The organism is Mucilaginibacter sediminis, assembly GCF_051903035.1.
Classification (GTDB): domain Bacteria; phylum Bacteroidota; class Bacteroidia; order Sphingobacteriales; family Sphingobacteriaceae; genus Mucilaginibacter.
Window position 1 is genome coordinate 3,110,909 of sequence record NZ_CP170602.1, and the last position, 22,436, is coordinate 3,133,344.

Genomic DNA, 22,436 nt, shown 5'->3' on the forward strand with positions numbered 1-22,436 from the left:
TTATCAACCCATTTTTGGATAAAAATTATAATCGTGTACAACCATCAATTACATCAGCAGGTTAACAGTATTTTAAACCGATACAAACTTGATATAGCCGGCACCGACAATGCATTTTACATACGGCTGATGACCAGCGCCGATACCATCCAAGACCTTTATCAGGAGATCTACGGCAACCACCCGGCCGCTGCACCTGTGTTTGAACAACTGTTCTTAAATATCATCAAAGCCTATTCAAAAAGGCCGGCGGCGTTTAAAAATAAAGATGAAGCAAAAGCTGCAACGGACAACTGGTTTTTAAGCAACCAAATTACCGGCATGAGCCTTTACGTAGATAGGTTTTGCGGCACGTTAGCCAACCTGGGCAATAAGCTGGCCTATTTTGAAAAACTGGGGGTAAACTTTTTGCACCTGATGCCCCTGTTTGAAAGCCCGCCGACTGCAAGCGATGGCGGGTACGCGGTATCTGATTTCAGAAAGATAGATGAACGGTTTGGATCATTGGCCGATTTAAAACGGCTGCGACGGAAGATGGACACCAAACAAATGTACCTCATGACGGATATTGTGCTTAACCATACATCCAACCAGCATGAATGGGCGTTAAAGGCAAAAAATGGCGACCCTAAATACCAGGACTATTTTTACATGTATGATGACAGGGCAATTCCAGATCAATACGACCAAAGCATGCCCGAAATTTTCCCGGAAAGCTCGCCCGGGAATTTTACTTACGTGCCGGAGTGTAATAAATGGGTAATGACGGTTTTTCATCACTACCAATGGGACTTAAATTATACCAACCCCGCTGTGTTCCTGGAGATGTTGGATATCGTACTTTTTTATGCCAACCTGGGTGTAGATCTTCTGCGGATTGACGCACCCGCGTTTATCTGGAAGCAATTGGGCACCAATTGCCAAAACCTGCCGCAGGCACATGCCTTGTTGCGCCTTATTAAGCAATGCGTATTGGTAGCATCGCCCGGGATGGCGCTGCTTGGTGAAGCCATTGTGGCCCCCGCCGAGATTATGAAATACTTTGGCAGTGGCCGGTTTGCCGCCAAAGAATGTGATTTTGCCTATAACGCCACCCAAATGGCGCTACAGTGGGATATGCTGGCCACCGGCGATACCCGTGTAATGCTTGCAGCGCAAAACCAATTGCAACAAAAACCATACGGCGCCTCATGGATTACCTATACCAGGTGCCATGACGATATTGGTTTAGGCTACGATGATGAAATGATCAGGAGGGCGGGCTACGATCCCTATCGCCATCGCCGGTTTTTGCAGGATTATTATACAGGCAATTTTGTATCGAGCCCATCGGCAGGCGCTTTATTTTCGGCTAACACCCAAACGGGCGATGCCCGCATCAGCGGTTCGCTGGCTTCATTATGCGGCCTTGAAAAGGCAATACAACGTAACGATACAGGTGCAATAAACACGGCCATTCAAAAAATTTTACTGATGCAGGCGCACAGCTTTTTTCTTGGCGGCATACCCATGATTTTTTATGGTGATGAAGCCGGCTATACAAACGACTACTCCTATTTAACCGATGAGGCTAAAAGTTATGATAACCGGTGGATGCACCGCCCGGTGATTGACTGGCAAAAAAACGATTTGATAAATACCCCCGGAACAGTTGAAAATATTATTTTTTCGGGCACTCAAAAGTTAATCTCCATCCGCAAAAAATTACCGGCCGTGGCCGATCATAATAACCTTAATTGGTTTAAGCCTTATAACATTCATGTGGCAGGCTACGCCAGGACTTATGAAAACAAAACCTTTTACGGTGTATTCAATTTTAGTAATGAAGTGTGCTATCTTGCATGGGCAGCCTTTGGGTTAAATGAGGGTATTACAACACAGTTAACCGACCATTGGACCGGCATTGAATACGATATTGCCAATAGTGATGGATACCTGATCATTGAACCCTTCGGTTTTCATTTAATGGAGGTTTTATAACCCCGATCCATCAATATTTTTGACAGTTATTGGGCGGCCTATGTTCCAACCATTTGTCCTTTTCATTTTGTAGCACGTATCATTTTGTGCAGTGACCATCGTCATACTTTTGGCCGGGTACTTTAGCCAATTTTACTCCCGGTTAAACGGCAAAAAATGAAAACATTATTAATTCCTACCGATTTTTCAGACAACGCCGGGCATGCAGCCGAATATGGCTATTACCTGGCTAAACAAATGAGGGCAAATGTATTGCTGTGCAATGCAGTAATTGTACCGGCAGAAATGCCGCAAGCGGGATTTACAGGCTGGCCGATAGAAGAAAATGAATTGCTGATAGATGATAGTACCGCTGAATTACAGCGTTTAAAAGCCCATCTTGAACTTACTGACCAAACAGACACCTTCAGGCCCGAAGTTGGTTATGTAAATGAAGCAGGCCGGGTTACTGATGTAGTGAACGCAAACTGCGCAACTGCCGATGTTGGCCTGGTTGTTATCGGCAGGCATGGTAATAGCGGGTGGGGCGGATTTTTATTAGCAAACCATTGCAGCGCCCTCATTGATGCAGCTAAGAAGCCACTGCTGGTCGTTCCGCCCGAGGCGGATGTAAGGATGGTTAAAAAGATCGCTTTCGCTACTGATTTTAACAAAATCGGGAAAGACATGAAATCTATATATGAACTAATAGCATTAGCCCGGCCCCTTAATGCCGAAATTCTGTTGACCCATGTTTATACCGATAAGCACCATTCTGCGGCACTTCAGTTGCTGATAGATCAGTTGCTCACCGAACTATCTAACAAAGCCGATTATCCCCACATTTATTACCGTGCGCTGGAGGATAGCAATGCCGAAAAAGGCCTTACCTGGCTATGTGAGCATGGGCAGGTAGATATCCTGGCTATGAACCATGGCCCCTATAGTTTTATTGATGATATTTTAAGCTTAAGCCATACGAAAAAAATGGCTGCCCACCTTTCGGTCCCTTTACTGGTTTTCCGGGCGTAATTGATTTGGAAACCAGCTAACTAAACAAAACACTGCCTGCACTCCAGGCGGCGTTTTGCTATTTATGGTAAGGAAAAACAACTTCTACCGCCAGCGCAAATGCGTTTAATTGGGTTAACATAACTTAACACATTTCAGGTATATTTTTTATAAGTATTTGATAATAAATATTTTATATTTTAACATGGTTAACACTATACTGATCGTGCAATTTAGAAGCATCCAATATTTGTGCCTGTTGCTGGTCAATACAAGTCCCTTTGGTACCTGGATCACTTAACCACGATCAGCCAATAAAAACAAGGTATCGTTTGATGCTTATATCTCTCCGACCCCATAAGCTTATTCCGTTAGCGATTATTAAATGACAGCTTATTGCCGTTAAGTATTTAGATGCGTTTGCCCTGCTTCTACCTCCTTAATATTTACCACAAAATTCTATCACAAACACACCGGGAAAATTCAAAACATTTTAATACCCATCGGGTTGTACCTAAGGATATGATATACATCACTATTTATGGTCATGAACGTCATTCCCCGAGCCGGTAGTAAGCTATAGCTTCGCATTGTAGTCCATTTTAAAACTACACGATTAAAACAGGTATGGCGGTCTCCTTAAATACTTTTCTGTTAACCATTAATTGCGGTTCATCCAGCCTTAAATTTAGTTTGTACCATACAGGTTCGCTGCAGCAGGAGTTATCCGGCAGTGTAAACGCTATTGGCAGTGCATCAAGCAAACTTGTGATAAACAAGCAGGAACAAGCGCTGCCCGGCCACCCCGCCGGATTTAAAAACCTGGATGCAGCAGTAAAAGCCGTAATCCATTGGATTAAACAAAGCCGGTATAACAATAACCTGCTGGCTATAGGGCACCGGTTGGTACAGGGCGGACCAAACCACCGGGCACCGCAACTCATAACAGACGATTTACTGAAAACCCTGCACCAATATATTTACCTGGCGCCTAACCACCTGCCCGATGAAATAAAAGCTATCAAAGCATTCCAACAAGCTTTTGCGCAGTTGCCACAGGTAGCCTGCTTTGATACGGCCTTCCACGCTGATATGCCGGATGAAGCTAAATATTACCCCCTGCCCGATAAATACCGGGAACAAGGCCTGCTGCATTATGGCTTTCATGGCCTTTCGTACCAATACATTATGCAAAAACTGGCGGCCGATGGCATTAATGTGAATAAACAAAATATCATTATAGCTCATTTGGGCAATGGCGCCAGCATGGCCGCTGTAAAAAATGGTATCAGCGTAGAAACTACCATGGGCCTTAGCCCTATTGGCGGCCTGGTAATGGGTACCCGTTCCGGTGATCTTGACCCCGGCGTTGTGCTGTTCCTGCTGAAACAAGGGCGGCTCACTACTACACAGCTGGATACTTTACTTAGTAAACAATCGGGGTTAAAGGCCATTGCCGGCAAAAGCGATGTGCAGGAATTGCTGGGCCTGGCTGCCCATGACGCCAAAGCCCGCGCGGCCATTACCACATTTTGTTACCAGGCACGCAAGTTCATCGGTTCGCTGGCAGCGGCCATGGGTGGGTTAGACCTGCTGGTTTTTACCGGCGGCATAGGCGAGCACTCGGCCGTTATCCGGGAATTAATTTGCCGCGACCTGGATTTTTTAGGCATACGCATCGACGAAAAATTGAACAACCATCACAACGAAAACATCTCGTCACCAACAGGCAAGGTAAAGGTTATGGTGCTAAAAACCAATGAAGAAGCAATGATTGCACAACATACACAAACTATTATTTTAAAACAAAACTCACCATGGAAACCGAAATTTTAGATATAGAACAGGCTGAATTATCGCCCGAACTATTAAGAAAAATACACGCCTACTGGCGCGCTGCAAATTACATATCGGTAGGTCAATTGTACCTGCACCACAACCCATTGTTAAAAGAACCGCTTAAGCTGGAGCATGTAAAAAATATGCTGCTGGGGCATTGGGGCACTACACCGGGGCAAAACTTTATTTATACACACCTAAACCGGATCATCAATAAATATGATCTGAATATGATCTATGTTTCTGGTCCGGGGCATGGCGGGCCGGCTGTTGTTGCCGGCACCTACCTGGAAGGAACATATACAGAAGTTTATCCTGATATTACACAGAATGAAGACGGCCTGCGGAAACTGTTCACCCGGTTTTCATATCCCGGCGGCATATCCAGCCACGCTTCGCCGCAAACACCGGGCTCTATCCACGAAGGTGGCGAGCTGGGCTATTCCTTAAGCCATTCATTTGGCGCTGTGCTGGATAATCCCGACCTGGTGGTTGCCTGTGTTGTAGGCGATGGCGAAGCCGAAACCGGCCCTTTGGCAACAGCCTGGCATTCCAATAAATTCCTGAACCCGCTTACCGACGGAACTGTACTGCCCATACTGCACCTGAACGGTTATAAGATCTCTAACCCCACCGTTTTAGCCCGCATCACCCACGAAGAGTTGGAACAACTGTTCCGCGGCTACGGCTGGAACCCCATTTTTGTAGAAGGCGAAGACCCTGAGCAAATGCACAAGGACATGGCCGCCGCGCTTGACTATGCGGTTGACCGCATTAAACAAATAAAATATGATGCCGAACAACCCAATACCGAACGCCCGCGCTGGCCGATGATCGTATTACGGTCGCCCAAAGGCTGGACGGGGCCAAAGGAAGTGGATGGTCATAAAATTGAAGGCAACTTCCGTTCGCACCAGATCCCGCTGGCAGTTTCCGCCTCGGCACCGCCCGAACATTTACAAATGCTGGAAGACTGGATGAAAAGTTACCAGCCCGAAGAATTATTTGACGAACAGGGCAAACTGGTGCCCGAACTGGCCGAGCTTGCGCCAAAAGGCGACCGCCGGATGGGTGCCAATCCGCATACCAATGGCGGTAATTTACTGCGCGATTTGCGACTGCCCGATTTTAGGGACTATGCCACCACGGTGGAAAGCCCCGGCGTTAACGGCGAAGGTGATACTTACGTAAGCGGGCGCTTTTTACGCGATGTGATCAAGGCAAACCAGGAAAAACGAAACTTCAGGATATTTGGCCCGGATGAAACGGTATCAAACCGGCTGGATGCAGTGTTTGAGGTAACCAACCGCCAATGGCACGCGCCGATAATTCCGTACGACGAATTCCTTGCAGCAGATGGCAGCGTAATGGAAATGCTGAGCGAGCACCAATGCGAAGGCTGGCTGGAAGGCTATCTGCTTACCGGAAGGCATGGCCTGTTTAACTGTTACGAAGCCTTTATTCATATTGTCGATTCGATGTTTAACCAGCATGCCAAATGGTTAAAAACAACGCTCGAACTGCCCTGGCGCAGGCGCATAGCTTCGCTTAATATTTTATTGACCTCTACCGTTTGGCGGCAGGACCATAACGGCTTCACTCACCAGGACCCCGGCTTTATTGACCATGTGGTAAACAAAAAAGCCAACATTGTGCGGGTTTATTTACCGCCCGATGCCAACTGCCTATTATCGGTAATGGATCATTGCCTGCGCAGCTATCATTATGTAAACGTTATTGTGGCAGGTAAACACCCCGCACCGCAATGGCTTAATATGCAACAGGCGGTTGAGCATTGTACCCGCGGCATAGGGATCTGGGATTTTGCCAGCAACGACCAGGAAGCCGAACCGGATGTGGTAATGGCCTGCAGCGGCGACGTGCCAACTTTAGAAACACTTGCAGCGGTATCGATTTTAAGGGAACACCTGCCCGAGCTAAAAATAAGGGTTGTTAACGTTGTAGACCTGTTTAAACTTCAAAAAAGCACCGAACATACGCATGGCCTCAGCGATAAAGATTATGACGCGTTGTTCACCATTGATAAGCCCGTGGTGTTTGCTTTCCATGGCTACCCATGGCTGGTACACCGCTTAACCTATAACCGCGCCAATAATGCTAATATGCATGTGCGGGGTTATAAAGAGGAAGGCACCATCACCACATCTTTTGACATGACCGTACTTAACGAAATGGACCGCTTTCACCTGGTAATGGATGTTATTGACCGCCTGCCGCAAACGGGCAGCAAAGGCGTTTATCTTAAACAGTACCTAACAGATAAGCTTACCAAACACAAGCAATATATTAAAGCCAACGGCAAGGATATGCCCGAAATACTTAACTGGAAATGGAAACAATAGAACAAGAGGTAGTTGTAAGGCCCAATATGCATACCTATTACCGCAGCTATCGCGTTGATAAAAATGACACCGGAATAAAAATGATACCGGCAAATGACTTTAGCCTGGTTGGTGCCCGATTGACAGACCGGCATAATGTTATTTATACTTTACAGCCGGATTATGAGCAATATTATCAAACAACCAGTTTGGTAAAAGCTATGGAAAAAGCCAAGGAAGGTGCCCTGACATCCATAAATGAGTTAATTAAACGCGGCGACGACGGTGTGGCCGCATTATTGCAATACAGGATAGACCATTACGAAGACTTACATGTAAATCTGGTTGATGCCAACATCCAATTGGTTGAACAGCAGATAGTGGAAGATAGGTATTTTAAATGGACACCTTATAGGATTAAAAGTTAAATATGCTGAATAAACAAGATATTTTTGGCTATGAGCCGGATCAGAAATACAAAACATCCGTTGCTTATTTTTCAATGGAATTCGCGGTTGACCAGGCTTTAAAAATCTATAGCGGCGGATTGGGTTTCTTATCCGGCTCGCATTTAAGAAGTGCTTATGAGTTAAAGCAAAACATGGTAGGCATAGGTATGCTGTGGAAATACGGTTATTATGACCAGGTGAGGGATGGCAACGCCTTTATGAAGCCGGAATTTATTGAAAAGCAGTATTCCTTTTTACAGGATACTGGTATAGTTTTTACTGTACAGGTGCATGACGCGCCTGTACATGTTAAAGCCTGGTTGTTAAAACCCGAAACATTTGGTACGGCGCCCATATTTTTATTGAGTACAAATGTTCCGGAAAACGATGAAGTGTCTAAGTCGATTACCTATAGGCTATACGATTCAAACGAGGCAACCCGGATAGCGCAAACCATTATTTTAGGCGTTGGCGGCGCTATATTGCTGGACATTTTAGGCTTTGAACCGGATATTTATCACATGAACGAAGGGCACTCGGTATCATTAAACTTCTACCTGTACGCTAAATATAAAAGCCTGGAAGAAGTGAAGAAAAGAGTGGTTTTTACCACCCATACCCCCGAGATGGCCGGTAACGAAGCGCATAGATATGACCTGCTAAAAAAAATGTCGTTTTTTTATCATTTACAGGAGCACGAAGTAAAATCGTTGTTAGGGATGGACGGAGATAGTTTTAACTACACCCTGGCGGCGCTTAAGTTCTCGGGTAAAGCAAATGGCGTATCTAAACTTCATGGCGAAGTAGCGCGGCAAATGTGGGGCAATAATCCCGGTGTTTGCGAAATTATAGCCATTACCAACGCACAAAATAAAGCCTATTGGCGGGATGTCGCTTTAGATGAGGCCATCGCTGCGAATAATGCAGAAGCTATTATTGCCCGTAAAAAGGCGATGAAGCTTGATCTGTTCCGGGTGATAGCAGACCAGTGCGGAAAATTGTTTGACCCCAATGTGCTGACTATTGTATGGGCCCGCCGTTTTGCCGGCTATAAACGCGCCGACCTGGTAATGCAGGACTGGGAAAGGTTTGTGGCCATGGTAAATAATGCTAAATATCCTGTACAAATCATCTGGGCGGGCAAGCCCTACCCGGAGGATGAAGGCTCTATCGCCTTATTCAACCAGATCATCGCACGTACGCGGGCATTTGCTAACTGTGCGGTGTTAACCGGTTACGAGCTGCATTTATCGGCCTTGCTAAAAAAAGGATCGGATGTTTGGCTTAACAATCCGCGGATGTACCGCGAGGCATCGGGCACCAGCGGCATGACTGCGGCCATGAATGGCAGCATTAACCTCTCCCTGCCAGATGGCTGGGTACCTGAGTTTGTTAAGGACCTGAAAAACTGTTTCCTGGTTCAGCCAGCACCTAACGAGTTTCAGGAGCACGAAAAAGACAGCCAGGAAAACAGGAACCTGATGGACGTACTGGAAAAAACGGTACTGCCCATGTATTATGGCGCTCCAAAAAAGTGGTTAGGCATCATGAAACAAGCAGCCGCAGATGTGGTACCCACATTTGAAGCCGGGCGATTGGCAGCCGAATATTACGAGAAAATGTATAGCCTGTAACAAAGTATCTGTATATTAGTTGTTAATTGATTGGCCGTTTTGTGCCCAATGTCAGTTTTTTCCATGACGGCCATCATGAACAATGGCAGGTTTTAGCACGATCTTTATAAAGCTAAAACCAGATAAAGATGCAAAAATATCACCGCTTGTTTTTCTTTTCGGCAGGAGTAACTTTGTTGTTATTATTAATCGGCGCTGCATCAGAGGCCGCGGCATACAGTGCCCGAAAAGATACATCCATAGCAACCTCTATAAAAAGCCAACTCGCGGTACACCGCAAAGAATTATACTTCCCAAACAGTGTTCAGCGCGTTTACCGGCAAACCGGCTTCAAGCTGGCCTGGATAGCGCCAGACACCGTTAAAACTCATGCTACCGATGCTATGCTGTTGCTTGATTGTGTGGTTACCTACGGGCTAAAACACGCCGATTATCATCCAGATCAGTTATTATACGATAAGTTGAAGCTACTCAGATCAAGCTCAAGCCCGGTTAGCAACAGGCAAAAAGCGATGTTCGACATCCTGTTAACCGATGCCATAATTGCTTTTGAAAACAACCTGCATTATGGCCGGCTTAACCCGAATTACCCTACCGCAAAAATCGACTCGGGAATTAAAAGCGGGTTTAATGCCGAAAAAGTGCTGATCAATGCACTTAAAAGCCAGCAATTTGAAAAAGAGATCAGCAAGGTGCAACCTCAAGCCAAGGCTTACGCATCCCTGAAGCACCAGATGTATTTGATGAAAGGACTTTATGAACTGGATTGTTACGAGTTTAGTGAAGCCGACGTGCAACGGGTAGCCATTAATATGGAGCGCCTGCGCTGGTACAGCACCAGGAAAAAAACACCTGTAGATATCAACATCCCCTCAGGTATATTAACTGTACATACCAAAACCGGCGATCAATACTTCAAAATAAAAATAGACAAATCGGGTATGGATCTGTTGGCGACAGGCCTGGATTATTCGGCAATCAACATCACCACAGCTAAAGGGCATGTATTTTTGCAGGTAAGCAGACCGGGCTATCAAAAGCAAGGAGAACCGGTTATAATAACACCCGTTGTTGGCCAGGATACAGCCATTATCCAGGTTAATGTTGTCCGCGGCGCTAAGCTTTTGGCCTTGCTATCAAACATCGGCAAAAAGCAGTCCATTCCAGTCTCGCTTACTTACCTCACCTGCGATATCCGGAACGGGCAGCTGGTTACTTATAAAGATATTTTTTATGCCGATCAAAGATTGAAAAAAGCATTATACAAGGTTAGCAAGCCTTGATCACGCCACCTCACCGAAAATTTGATACCGGTTTTAGCATTTTAACTACTGATTTTGATGATTAACCCAATAACGGCAGCTATACCAATAATATAAGGTTCCTGTATTTTTTTGATATAAATAAGTGCAGCTACGGTAGCTAAAGCAATCAGCGCTGTAGGGATATCAACAATTGACCGTAACCCGATAATAATTACCGACCCTACCAGGGCGCCTATTACCGATGCGGTGATGCCCTCTACAAATGCTTTGATGCTGGTATTTTTGGCGATCTTTTTAAAAGATGGCGCTAAAGCGACAGTGAATAAATAACAAGGCAAAAAAGTAGCTAACGCGGCCACACATGCTCCCGGAAAACCGGCAACAAGATAACCGATAAACCCAACCGTGATAACCACGGGTCCCGGCGTGATCATAGCTACGGCAACCGCATCTACAAATTGATTTTCTGTTAGCCAGCCAAACTCCTTTACCACACCGCCATGCAAAAACGGCACAATGGCCAGGCCGCCGCCAAATACAAACGCACCCGCTTTTGCAAAAAACCAGGCAATCTCCTGCAAAGTCTTTCCGTCATATTTCCAGAAACCGGTACTTATCAATATTCCGGCCGGCAGTACCGCCGGCTTTTTGACCCACCGGGGCGGCGCTTTGATAACCATATACACAATGCCGCAGCCCAGGAACAATAGTATTTCTTCTCTTTCGGTAATAATCGTAATTACAACACCGGCTATATAAAAAAGCCACAACAGCCATTTGGATTTCATGGCAGCCGGTTCAAACTTGCTGATAGATTTAACAGTTAGTTTATAAGCGCTCATGGCGACGATACCAATAACCGCTGCACCTACTCCATAAAACACTGCCTGCATCCAGGTTAAGCCGCCATAAAGCTTGTATGCCATGCCTAACAGCACCACCATGATAAAGGAAGGCAGTACAAAAGCCAGGCCTGTAAGCGTTGCACCGATAAGGCCATAGTGAACAAAGCCTATATAGATACCCAACTGAGCCGCTAAAGGCCCGGGAGCCAGCTGCGCTAAAGCCAATCCTTCTTTATATTCTTCGGTCGTTAGCCAGTCTTTTTGCTCAACAAGGTCGCGCTGCATATACCCTACCAAAGCTACCGGGCCGCCAAAACCCCAGGTGCCCATTTTTAAAAAGTATTTTGTAATATCCAGCAATGAATAAGCCGGTTGTTGTTTGGTTAATTGCTCTTCCATGGGTATTTCTCCTCGTTGTGCATATTTGCCAGGCTACAATATTTGCCTTTTTACCTAATGCTTTACCTGCACCGTTGTGCCTTCTTTCAGTTCCTCATTGGCTTGTGCCACCAGCTGGTCGCCAGGCTTCAAATCGCCGGCTATCTCAGTCTTTTCCTTGCCGGTAAAACCGGTCTTTACATCTACCCATTGAGTTTTTCCGTTTACCACCCTGATCACAAACTTGCGTTCCTGGGTAGATACCACTGCTTTAAACGGCACCAGGAACCCATCTTTGGGGCGGCTAACCGGCAATACAATTTGGGCGAACATCCCGGGTTTAAGTAAACCGTTTGCATTTGGAAAGGTAAGCTCCCAAGTTTCGCTGCGGGTTTGCGGATCAATGGCATCTGATTTTCGTGCCAGTTTGGCTTTAAACACCTGGCCGGGATTGGCCGATACCGTAAAACTTGCTTCATTATCTTTTAGCGTGGTGGAATTATAAGCTTCCGGAACAGCAACATCAACCCTTAACGACGAATTATCTTCAACACGGAACAGCAACGTTTTACCGGTATTATCTACAAAATCTCCTTTAAATATGTTCCTGGCTGTAACCACACCGTTAAAAGGCGACCGGATCACCAGGTAATCTTCCATAGCTTTATTGGCCTGGGTAGCCGAACGGGAGGCCTGGTAAACAGCACTATCCGTCCGCATTTGGTTTCGTGCAATTTCCAGTTCGTTATCAGCCACAGCACCGGGCGTTTGCGCAGCTTTTAATAACCTTAAATATGTTGATTTACTGGATTCATATTTTGACCTGGTGCCCATGCTGTTACTTTGGCTTTGCGCTTGCGCCGCTTTTAATTCGGGAGCATCAAGGACGCATAAAACCTGGCCTTTAGTAACTTTTGAGCCGATATCAACTTTTACTTCCTTCACATAGCCCGGTGTGCGGGCGTAAATATTGGCGCGATCGAACGGAATAATTTCACCGGTGAGGTTCAGTTTGTTGGCAATGGGTTCCGGTTTCAGGGTTAACAGTTTAACCACCGGCTTTTCTGGCGGGCCTTGCGGCGTTGCCTTTTCAACCTGGTTACCCCCGCAAGCCGACAGCAAGCAAGCCGGGATTATGAATATATATTTTATAACTTTCATGATTGACTTTCGGTTAAGGATTGATATTTGCTTTGCGGATCATCCGGATCTAAAGAGATAACAGGCACAGGCCGGTTACCTATGGAGAACTGGTATATTAACGGTAAAATAACCAGGCTGGAGAAGATGGAAAAGACAAGGCCACCTATCACTGCTGTGCCCAAGGGGGATGTTTGATCGCCCCCCTCGCCTAAGCCTAAGGCCATTGGCACCATTCCGGCAATCATTGCTAAGCTGGTCATCAGGATAGGTCTTATCCGGTCTTTAATCCCCTGCAAATAGGGCTCCTGTAATTTTTCACTTCTATATTTTTCTGCCTGGGTAACAAACAGGATGGCATTGGCCACGGCCACACCTACAGCCATGATACAGCCCATATAGGATTGTATATTCAGTGTTTTACCGCAGATCCATAGCAACAGCAGGCTCCCAGCTAATATGCCCGGTATAACCGAGATAATGACCAGCGATAACCTGAACGACTGGAAGTTTACTGCTAACAAAAGGAAAATTACCACGATAGCCAGCAAAATACCATTCTGCAACTCCTGAAAAGTTTGTAAAAAAACTTCGGCCTGGCCCGGCTGCTGTATTTTCATGCCTTCGGGCAGTTTGCCGGTTTCACTGATAATCTTATCGATATCGTTAATGGCCGAACCCAGCGCTTTGCCCTGCAAATTGGCAGTTATGGTAATAAAGCGTTTTTGGTTTAAGCGGTCAAATTCGCCTTCGGTATTGCCCATTTTCCAGGTTGCTACATCGCGCATGTAAACCTGTTTGCCATTATTGGAGCTCAACAAAATATTATCCACCTGCGCTGGGTCGTTCATCACCAGCTCCGGTATCTGCACCTGTACCTGGTAAGCTGTTCCGGCTGTTTTATCTACCCAATAATTGGGCTGCGTAAAACGGCTGGATGAAGTTGCTGCAGCCAGCGATTTCCCGGCATCCTCAACAGTTAAGCCTAACTGACCCAGCTTTACCCGGTCAAATTCAATTTTCATGGCCGGGTAACCTTGCGGGGCGCTATAAGCCACATCGCGCAGGTAAGGCAGGGTTTTCAAACGCTCAACAATCTTTTTTCCAAACTGGCGGTCCTGTGCCAGGCTTTTACCTAAAACCTGTACCTGTATAGGGGTGCCCGTTCCCTGGCTCATCACCTGGCCCACCAAATCTGCCGGCTCAAAAGAAATATGCGCCCCGGGCATTTGCACACTTACCGCCTGGCGTACCTTTTCCCTGAAATCATCTATTTTGATGCCCGAACCTGAGATAAATTTAACTTTTAACAGGGCCTCCTCGGGCCCACTCGTCCACAAGTGGATAACGCTCACCGGGTAACTTGAACCCACTAAACCAACATAGGCAGATGATATCGCAATTTTATTGCCACCCGACAGGCTATCAACCAGGTGCAGCAGTTGTTTTGTTTTTGCTTCTGTCCGTTCAATACGTGTTCCTTCGGGCAACCTTAGCCTTACCTGGAACTGCCCGGCATCAACTTTCGGAAATAATTCTTTACCAACTGTTAAAAAAAGCAACGCCACCAGGCCAAATGAAAGGACCAGGTAAACGGGTATTAGTATGTTTCTGCCGGGCGAAAGCCGCAGGATCAGCCTTCCATGTCGTTCTTTAAAACGGGCCATGCGCTTGCCTTCTTTTGCGGTTTCGGCCGGCTGGTCTTTAAACAACCAATTGGCAACAACCGGCACAAATGATTGTGACAACAGGAAAGAAGCTATCATGGCAAAACCAACAGCCAGCGAAAGCGGCAGGAACATGGCTTTAGGAATACCCGACATAAAGAAAGCCGGGAAGAATACCGCCAGGATACAAAGAAGGATTAACAATTTAGGCAAGGCAATTTCTTTACAGGCTTCTAAAATGGCGCGCCCCTTCAGCTCGCCTTTTTCCTGGTGATGGTGGATATTTTCTATCGTTACGGTGGCTTCATCTACCAAAATACCTATGGCCAGTGCCAGGCCGCCAAGAGTCATAATGTTGATGGATTGCCCAAAAAGTTTGAGGCAGATAACCGCCGAAAGCAAGGCCAGTGGAATAGTTAAAACCACGATGAGCGAACCGCGCCAGTCGCGCAAAAATAGCAGTACCATAAGGCCGGTAAGTAAAGCGCCTAAAATGCCCTCGGTCATTAAGCTTTTTATTGAATTGATAACATAGCCCGATTGATCAAACTCATAGCTTACTTTAATATCAGGGGGTATGGCCGCCTGCATATCCGGCAAGGCTGCTTTCACCTTTTGTACCACATCCCAGGTGGAGGCATCGGCCCTTTTGGTAACGGGGATATAAACCGAACGTTTACCGTTAATCAATGCATAACCTGCTGTAATATCGGCGCCGTTATCTACCTGTGCCAGGTCATGTACATACACGGCCGGGCCGCTGCCGGTTTTTACGGGAATGTTGCCCAAATCCTGGATATTATCTACCACCGTATTTTGGGGTGCGATGAGCATCTGATCGCCTACACGCAGGTTACCTGCCGGCAGGATGGAGTTCCCTTTGGCAATTGCCGTAACCAGTTCTTCGGGGCTAACCCCATAACTCCTTAATTTATTGGGATCGGCCTTGATGAGTACCGAACGCTGATTACCGCCAAACGGCGGCGGTGCCGAAACACCAGGCAGGGTGGAGAACATGGGCCGTACTTTAAATAGGGCAAGATCTGATACCTCGCCCAATGACCTGGTCGGGCTGCTGAAAACCAGCTGGCCAACCGCCACGCTGCCCCCGTCAAAGCGGGTTACAAATGGCGATACTGTACCAGGGGGCATAAACGCCCGCGCGCGGTTTACCATTGATACCACCTCGCCGGTGGCCTGCCCCATATCGGTGCCCTCGTAAAAATTTAATTTTAATAAAGTAACCCCCTGGATGGTTTTGCTTTCTACAGATTTAATACCGGTTACATATAAAAAGTGATACTCATAATAGGAGGTTACAAACCCTTCAATCTGCTCGGCCGATAGCCCGCCGTAAGTTTGCGCCACATAAATAGTGGGGGTACCCAGCTTCGGGAAAATATCTACCGGCATGGTACGTATAGATACCACCGCGAAAAAAACGATGGCAATAACGGCTACAACAATGGTGACCGGTTTTCTTAATGAGGCGTATAAAAACTGGATAATGTTCATTTGCCGTATTGATTTAAAAACAGGTTGAGGTTGCCACTGTAAGCCGCTTCACTTAATAATGCCCGCCATGTACTGTAATAGGCGATGCTGACTGTAGCTGCCGACTGAAATAATAATTGCTGTGCCTGGATCACATCGTAATAATTAATAAGGCCCGACTTATATCTTGATTGAATACCCTTGTAGGTATACTCGGCGGAGTGTAATTGCTGCGGGGCAAGCTGTGCCGATTGCAGCGCCCTTTTAAAATTGGATGCTGCAATTTCTTTTTGGGTGTTAAGGTGTAATTCGGTTTGCAAAAGTTGTTCGCGGCTTGATGCGGTGATAAGTTCCTGTTGTTTCCATAGGGGCTTCTGCCTGAAAACTTCCAGTATCGGGAAAGCAATTTGTGCCCCTACACCATAATTATAACGCTGAAAGCGCCAGCCGTTGCCGGAGTTTACCGAACCATCGGCGGCAATGCCCGATCCCCGACCGTAACCGGTGCTCCATAAGGTTAATTTGGGCAGGATGCTTCGTTTTAATGATTTTAACGCCAGTTCATTGGCATTTAGGTTGGCCTGTCCCAATTGCACTTCGGGGTGGCTGGTTGTTATAGTATCGCTTAAAGCAATTACGGGGAGAGTTTTAAAAAGTGAAGTATCAACCACCAGGCCGGCTGGTAGCGTACCACCTACCAGTTCCTTAAGCGCTATCAACGTGGAATCCTGTTGCCTTTCAAAAGTGATTAATTGCATTTGGGCCCGTGTATACTCCGATTGAAAGGACGAAGAGTCGGTTCCGGGCCGCAAACCGCTTATTACCAGGGTTTGGGCCTGTTTTAAATTAAAAGCTGCTCTATCAATATTTGACCGGTAAACTTTAATCAACTCGCTAACCAGTAAATAATTTAACCAGGCGCCAATTACATTTACCCGGTGCTGAAACAGGGTTAAGTTCTCGTCTGCCTGGCCATATTGCAATCTGCCCTTAGCCAATTCAACTTCGGCACCGCGCTGACCAAAAGTAATGGGTTCCCATTGCAGGTTAAGTGCGGCCGCGCTGCCCGGCACGCCGCTATAATCATTACCCTTGCTTGGCGGACCGCTGATAGGTGTAATAAACTGCGGATAAACCATGCCGGTTATGTTATTGGCGGTTGCATAATCTACCTGGTACGATGCGTTAAGCGACGGAATAATGCCATTCTGCTTATACTTCACAGCATATTGTAAAGATTGTGTTTGCAATCTCTTGGCTTTTATCAAGGGATAATTAGCTGTTGCGGTATGCAGCAGGGAATCAAGATAGGGCTTACTTTGCTGCCCCAAGGTTTGCGTGGGAAATAAAAAACAAAGAAGCACACCTGCAAGCACGCTGATTTTTGGAAGGGCGGGTAAGTCGGGATATTTCATAGCTGGAAATCCAGTACTGTATATGTAAGCGCAATACTATGGCAATTTACTATTTTAAAATAGAACAGATTTTACCGAATAGAATCTGCTTTACTTTTTACCACGTTTTTTTTGTAATCAGACGCCCTCATCCCCATTTGTTTTTTGAAAATCCGGTTAAAATGGCTTTGGTCCGAAAATCCGGTGAGGTAAGCAATCTCCGTTAAAGAGTAGTCGGTGGTTTTCATCAGGTTTATTGATTTTTCGATGCGCATTTTACGGATATAGTCGCCGAAGGATAAATTTTCGAAGTACCTTGAAAACTCCCGCGACAGGTAGGCCGGGTTAATCTTTAGTTCTTCCGACACCTGTTGCAAGCTTAAGCTCATATTGGTATCAATTTGGTCCTGGATCATCTCCTTAATCTCTTTTGCCCATACCGGTGCTTTTTTTGATCCCTGCTGCTTCAGGTATTTATTAAAAACCTCCAGTAAAAGGAATTCTACAGGCTCCTGTATATGTTTTTGCTCGTACAAGTATTTGGCCCAGGTGTACAAGCCGTCATAAACCTTAATACCCAACTCCAGCAATTCGTGGTCGTCTGGGATGTTTTTTGATAACCCTAAAAAAATCGCCGACAAACCCGATGCCTGAGGGGCGAAATCATGTCTATCCGTATCGGCCCCCCGAACAATGGCGGCTATGCGGTCAAGCGCGATATCCTTGAGCTGATGCTTTTTTATAAAATAATCAAAGGTACACTGGTCGTCGTAGTGCGTGTACTCCACACCCGGAAGGTCAAAGGGAATAGCATTCAAGGCTGCGGCCTGCGAAATCACCTGGTCTACCGGTACATAAATAATCTCAGCCTCGGAATCGATAAAGCGTTTGATTAGCCAGGGACAGGCAATACGGTCTATCTTCGGATGTTCGCGGGTAATCCATTTCATTTCGTTACCAAAGTTAGAAATCTAATCCTTTTTATGGCAACGAATTCCTTGGCGACTGTCCATGGGTAATCGTAACAAATTTGTTCAAGTCAACAGAGATAGGCTAAGAAAGCGGGTAACGTTTATTCCCGAAATTTGTAAAGTAAAAAAGCCGCCAATGTTTGATCAGTTAATAGACTCCAGTGTCATGGTGCCCATTAGCTTGCCATTTTTACTATAGGTTTCCGACTTTACAAAACGCCCCAGTTTTGGCGCGAACCACTCGATTACTTTCATCCTGAAAGGTATACTGATCCCCATCATCTTCATCGTGGTTGTAGCATCGTACGTTATTTTAAAGCAATCAAAACTACCGCCCCCCGTGGTTACTGTTTCGGTTGCTTCTACTTTACGGTTAACAATGTCCATTTGCATCTCCCCTTTTGCCGCGCCGCCATTATTCAGGCTGATAGTTACCGATCCATCATCAAGCGTTTGCCCGGCTTTAATATCGGCAGGGTAACTAAGGTACCTGGCTTCGCCATTCACCTGCATGTCCCCGTATTGTTTCATAGAGGCGGCCGGGATAAACGATTTCATATCAATCTTAATCGCGTCCCCACTGCAAATCATCTCCGAATCGCCGGTGCCCATAACCTTGCCATTATGGTCGCTGATAACGGCATGTACCGCCACGGTCGACGCGTCTTTTTTGGTGCTGGTATAAACAGCGGTCATTTGTGGCTGTCCCTTGGCATCGTGGTTAATATAACTGAGTTTTTTGCCGTTGACGTTGTTAACAAACTGGTTACAACTTTGGGCGTTAACTGCATGCCCGCCAATAGCAGCGCATAGCAGCAGGATGATCAATTTTTTCATAACGTTTACAGATGATTAAACCGGGAGTAAATATCCTGCCTAAAGCACAGATATACAATCGTATAAATACGTCATCATGATGCGGCAGTTACGTAATCTGAAATGTTAAAAACGAGGGATATTTTAAAACAAGGGGTAAGTTCGGATTTTACAATACAATTCGGCCCCCAAAAACCTAACATGGTAACTGTATAATGCTTATTGACAAGTAGCCGTGAAAGTACATGTTAATAAGCGGGCCTGCAAAATCATGGTTTAAATGATTTCCCGGCATCAATTCCTCATTGGGCTTTTGACATACAATTATGGGAGCATTTAGTTGGGCCAAAATAAAAAAATGACAAACCACCCGCATTCCCCTTTGTTGTAACAGTAAGCCGGATATTCCGGCAGATCAAAAATCAAGAGGAGGAAGCATCATGACACTTGTAAAGTTTAATGACGGCAAAAGCAGTATGCTGCACCCGGGGTTCGACGACATTTTTGAATCTATCATGAACGACACTTTTTTATCCGACCGTATGGTATCGCGCGTGCCGGCGGTTAACATTTCAGAAACGGATGGCTATTACCATATTGAACTGGCCGCGCCGGGGCTAAGCAAAGAAGATTTTAAAGTAAGCCTTGACCGCGACGTACTCACCATTTCGGCCGAAAAACAAAGCGGGCAACCGGCTAACGACAAAAAGTACAACAAATGCGAATATAATTATACCTCATTTGTACGCTCATTTACACTGCCCGATTCTGTGGATAACGAGGGTATCAATGCGGAATACACCGACGGCTTACTGAAGGTTAATGTGGCCAAAAAAGAAGAAACCAGGACGGCCAGCCGCCAGATAGAGATTAAATAAGCCACAACTGCGGCAATTATTAACAGGCGCCGTACCAGGCACCTTTATTTTTTTAGTTATGTTGGCCAGTATAGATCAAAGCAAGCAAAATGATGCCGGGCAACCGGCACCCGAGCTTAAAACGGAAGGTCCGCTTGCCGAAAAAGATCAGCAGGGACAAGCGGCAGAGCGTGCCAGGAAACTCGCGCAGGAAGCGCTGGCAAAATGGCGGCGTTTGCAGGAAAAAATTCAACATCCATTTAAAAAATAAAGTCATGTGGTATTATCAATATTACTGGGGAATGAACTGGATTTGGTGGATAGTTTGGGGCCTGATAGTCATTTGGATATTTGCCCTGCCTATTGGCATACCCGGGCAGCGGTATCAGCGGGAAAGACCGCTGGATATCCTGAAAAAACGTTTTGCCAGGGGCGAGATTGACCAAAAAGAATACCGGGAAAGAAAAGCGGAACTGGAAAAGTAAATAGTTTTTAACCAAAAAATTGCCGGGCCGGGGATTGGCCCCGGGGTTGTTATTCCTTGCCCGGCAAGTGATGCATGTACAGTTTTTTTACCAGGAATGTCCGATATCAGGTAATAAAGGACAAAACTTCGGTATTGGGCGTTCGAAATTCAATGTTCGATATTATTTATCTTTCTGCTTTTTTTAACTTAATGATATTAAGCCCGATGGGGCAATGTGATGAATCAGTAGCTGTTTTCTGCCTCGTTACCGTAGTGTCTGTAAAATTCATTTTCATTGGTTTCGGGCAGCGGCACCGAGGGGTCATATTCAGGACTGTTCTTTACCGCGTTAACCGTGATATCCACATAAACCGCGTCCTCTTCCCATTTTACATGGGTGATCCATTTGGGCGATACCAGCACCTTTTTTCCCGGGAACCAATGTCCGGTATCCACTACCAGGAAATGGATGCGCCAACTTTGATCGTCAACAATAAAATCTTCCACATCGCCAATTTCGCCGTTAGTGGCATGAATGCGGTAACCTGTAACTTCGCGGGTGCTGCGCAGATGTGGGTTGACATGCTTATCGCCGGCTGTTGTTGCCAAAATACTTTCTTCAAACGGTACCCGGGATTCCATCATGCCCGACATACCCATGCCCCCATAAAATCCTGCTCCGGCGGAACCCATGTATGGCCAGCCGTAGTGACTATACAGGTCGATTTCCTGCTGCCGGGAAACTGTTCTTTCCGTATCAATATCAGGGCTGTGTTCAATTTGCTTTTTGGTTAGGTTCACCGGGAAAACTTTATTTTCCCAATCGGGCGTTTTTAATGCAGCAGGCGAAATCAGCACCCTGCGGCCAAACAGCCAGCCCCCCGTTTTAACAATCAGGTAACGTATAGTCCAGGTTTCATCGTCAAAATAAAACTCTTCCAGTTTTCCAAATTCACCATCGGTTGCCCCCATACTGAAGCCAGCCAAACTTTTTACATTCCGTTTCATGATTTTTTCGGTTTATCGCAGCATCTGCTTCTTAATTACCCACAAAAATCATGCTGAAAAGCGGAATATCTGCGGGATAATCAATTGTTAAGTCAACAGTCTTTAGCCGGAAGTCTCAAGTCATATTTTGCTTGTCTTTTATTTAGAAGCTGTTTAAAAACAGCCTCATGGAACTTAAGACTTTCGACTCAAGACTAACCCTCACCTAATCATTACAGGACACTTTTACAGATACTGTACACCACTTGCCGAAGTGAAACTCCTGTCGTCTGCCGAAGGCCCATATATGGATGGCACCTCAATATCGTTCAGGCGCATATAAACCGTTAGCTGCCCCCGGTGGTGCACCATATGGTTAATCGTCGATTCTACCTGCTCTTTTTTGGATGACCGGAGCAATTCCCGGCCACCTGTTTTGAGGTAAAAGGTCTCTGCCAATTCACCCTCGCTGACATTTAACAGCGTTGTTTTGGCTTCGGCCACGTTTTGTTTAAAATAATTTACCAGGGCTTGCGTATCATCCGGTTTAAAATGCTGAAAGGTAGCAAAGTCGATCTCGGAATGTTTGATGATATGGGTAATCCATAAGGGTATCTCGGCTACAAGCAGCGCAAGGTAACCCAGTTCCATAGATCTTTCATGCGGTTTCCAGCCAAACAGCCGGGCAGGGATCCGCTCCAGGCATTTGAGACTGGCAGGCGATTCGGCCCCCAGCTCCCTGGCAAATTCACTTGCAAACAATGCGTCGTTCATGAGCTTGAATTTTATTGATGACCAATAAGTCAAAAACAAGTGTGCCTTAAAAAAGTTTAACCCGAGCTTCGTTTTTTTTAATTTGATTGAAATTTTCCCTGTCAATTAAAAAAAATGCAAACCAATAAAAATGAGCTTTGTTCTATAA

General features: G+C 45.9%; 18 protein-coding genes. 10 read left to right on the top strand and 8 right to left on the bottom strand.

Features of this window, described 5'->3' with window-relative positions; genetic code table 11:
* Nucleotides 1-33 precede the first annotated feature (33 nt).
* The 7 genes from ACFGVS_RS12305 (at nucleotide 34) to ACFGVS_RS12335 (ending at nucleotide 10,517) form a co-directional block, all read left to right on the top strand.
* Entirely contained in the window at nucleotides 34-1,980 is a 1,947-nt protein-coding gene (locus ACFGVS_RS12305; protein WP_439698845.1) for an alpha-amylase family protein, read from the top strand.
* 156 nt (nucleotides 1,981-2,136) lie between these two features.
* The gene (locus tag ACFGVS_RS12310) at nucleotides 2,137-2,991 is read left to right on the top strand and encodes a universal stress protein (protein WP_439698846.1); all 855 of its coding nucleotides are present in this window, start codon (nucleotides 2,137-2,139) and stop codon (nucleotides 2,989-2,991) included.
* Nucleotides 2,992-3,597: 606 nt separating this feature from the next.
* Complete coding sequence (locus tag ACFGVS_RS12315; RefSeq protein WP_439698847.1) at nucleotides 3,598-4,806, top strand: acetate/propionate family kinase; 1,209 nt, start codon at nucleotides 3,598-3,600, stop codon at nucleotides 4,804-4,806.
* Nucleotides 4,788-7,172 carry a phosphoketolase family protein gene (locus tag ACFGVS_RS12320; RefSeq protein WP_439698848.1) on the top strand — a complete coding sequence of 795 codons (2,385 nt, stop codon included), beginning with the start codon at nucleotides 4,788-4,790 and terminating at the stop codon, nucleotides 7,170-7,172. The genes ACFGVS_RS12315 and ACFGVS_RS12320 overlap by 19 nt, the downstream gene beginning before the upstream one ends.
* Nucleotides 7,160-7,579 (top strand): hypothetical protein, encoded by a 420-nt coding sequence (locus ACFGVS_RS12325; protein WP_439698849.1) that lies wholly within the window; start codon nucleotides 7,160-7,162, stop codon nucleotides 7,577-7,579. The genes ACFGVS_RS12320 and ACFGVS_RS12325 overlap by 13 nt, the downstream gene beginning before the upstream one ends.
* 2 nt (nucleotides 7,580-7,581) lie before the next feature.
* Entirely contained in the window at nucleotides 7,582-9,234 is a 1,653-nt protein-coding gene (gene glgP / locus ACFGVS_RS12330; RefSeq protein WP_439698850.1) for an alpha-glucan family phosphorylase, read from the top strand.
* Nucleotides 9,235-9,362: 128 nt separating this feature from the next.
* The gene (locus ACFGVS_RS12335) at nucleotides 9,363-10,517 is read left to right on the top strand and encodes a hypothetical protein (RefSeq protein ID WP_439698851.1); all 1,155 of its coding nucleotides are present in this window, start codon (nucleotides 9,363-9,365) and stop codon (nucleotides 10,515-10,517) included.
* A 41-nt stretch (nucleotides 10,518-10,558) separates the two neighbouring features.
* Here ACFGVS_RS12335 and ACFGVS_RS12340 read toward each other — a convergent pair whose 3' ends face one another.
* The 6 genes from ACFGVS_RS12340 to ACFGVS_RS12365 all read right to left on the bottom strand — a co-directional run bounded on the left by ACFGVS_RS12340 (nucleotide 10,559) and on the right by ACFGVS_RS12365 (nucleotide 19,225).
* Entirely contained in the window at nucleotides 10,559-11,743 is a 1,185-nt protein-coding gene (locus tag ACFGVS_RS12340) for a chromate transporter (protein ID WP_439698852.1), read from the bottom strand.
* A 54-nt stretch (nucleotides 11,744-11,797) separates the two neighbouring features.
* Nucleotides 11,798-12,883 carry an efflux RND transporter periplasmic adaptor subunit gene (locus ACFGVS_RS12345; RefSeq protein WP_439698853.1) on the bottom strand — a complete coding sequence of 362 codons (1,086 nt, stop codon included), beginning with the start codon at nucleotides 12,881-12,883 and terminating at the stop codon, nucleotides 11,798-11,800.
* Nucleotides 12,880-16,044 carry an efflux RND transporter permease subunit gene (locus ACFGVS_RS12350; protein ID WP_439698854.1) on the bottom strand — a complete coding sequence of 1,055 codons (3,165 nt, stop codon included), beginning with the start codon at nucleotides 16,042-16,044 and terminating at the stop codon, nucleotides 12,880-12,882. Before ACFGVS_RS12350 ends, ACFGVS_RS12345 begins: the two co-directional genes overlap by 4 nt.
* A complete protein-coding gene (locus tag ACFGVS_RS12355; RefSeq protein ID WP_439698855.1) occupies nucleotides 16,041-17,438 on the bottom strand; it encodes a TolC family protein in 1,398 nt (465 codons plus the stop codon). The genes ACFGVS_RS12350 and ACFGVS_RS12355 overlap by 4 nt, the downstream gene beginning before the upstream one ends.
* Nucleotides 17,439-17,509: 71 nt before the next feature.
* Nucleotides 17,510-18,367: a chromate resistance protein ChrB domain-containing protein gene (locus ACFGVS_RS12360; protein WP_439698856.1), complete on the bottom strand. Its 858-nt coding sequence runs from the start codon at nucleotides 18,365-18,367 to the stop codon at nucleotides 17,510-17,512.
* Between the two features lie 165 nt (nucleotides 18,368-18,532).
* On the bottom strand, nucleotides 18,533-19,225 hold the full coding sequence (locus ACFGVS_RS12365) for a TapB family protein (protein ID WP_274212143.1): 693 nt from the start codon (nucleotides 19,223-19,225) through the stop codon (nucleotides 18,533-18,535).
* 419 nt (nucleotides 19,226-19,644) lie between these two features.
* Between ACFGVS_RS12365 and ACFGVS_RS12370 the strand changes: the two genes are divergently transcribed.
* The 3 genes from ACFGVS_RS12370 to ACFGVS_RS12380 are packed head-to-tail and all read left to right on the top strand — an operon-like array spanning nucleotide 19,645 to nucleotide 20,546.
* Nucleotides 19,645-20,082: an Hsp20/alpha crystallin family protein gene (locus ACFGVS_RS12370; RefSeq protein ID WP_439698857.1), complete on the top strand. Its 438-nt coding sequence runs from the start codon at nucleotides 19,645-19,647 to the stop codon at nucleotides 20,080-20,082.
* Nucleotides 20,083-20,140: 58 nt separating this feature from the next.
* A complete protein-coding gene (locus ACFGVS_RS12375) occupies nucleotides 20,141-20,332 on the top strand; it encodes a hypothetical protein (RefSeq protein WP_143065473.1) in 192 nt (63 codons plus the stop codon).
* A 4-nt stretch (nucleotides 20,333-20,336) separates the two neighbouring features.
* Nucleotides 20,337-20,546 (top strand): SHOCT domain-containing protein, encoded by a 210-nt coding sequence (locus ACFGVS_RS12380; RefSeq protein ID WP_090651198.1) that lies wholly within the window; start codon nucleotides 20,337-20,339, stop codon nucleotides 20,544-20,546.
* Nucleotides 20,547-20,770: 224 nt separating this feature from the next.
* Here ACFGVS_RS12380 and ACFGVS_RS12385 read toward each other — a convergent pair whose 3' ends face one another.
* A complete protein-coding gene (locus tag ACFGVS_RS12385; protein ID WP_439698858.1) occupies nucleotides 20,771-21,535 on the bottom strand; it encodes a PRC-barrel domain-containing protein in 765 nt (254 codons plus the stop codon).
* 225 nt (nucleotides 21,536-21,760) lie between these two features.
* A complete protein-coding gene (locus ACFGVS_RS12390) occupies nucleotides 21,761-22,288 on the bottom strand; it encodes a DinB family protein (protein ID WP_439698859.1) in 528 nt (175 codons plus the stop codon).
* Between the last annotated feature and the right edge of the window lie 148 nt (nucleotides 22,289-22,436).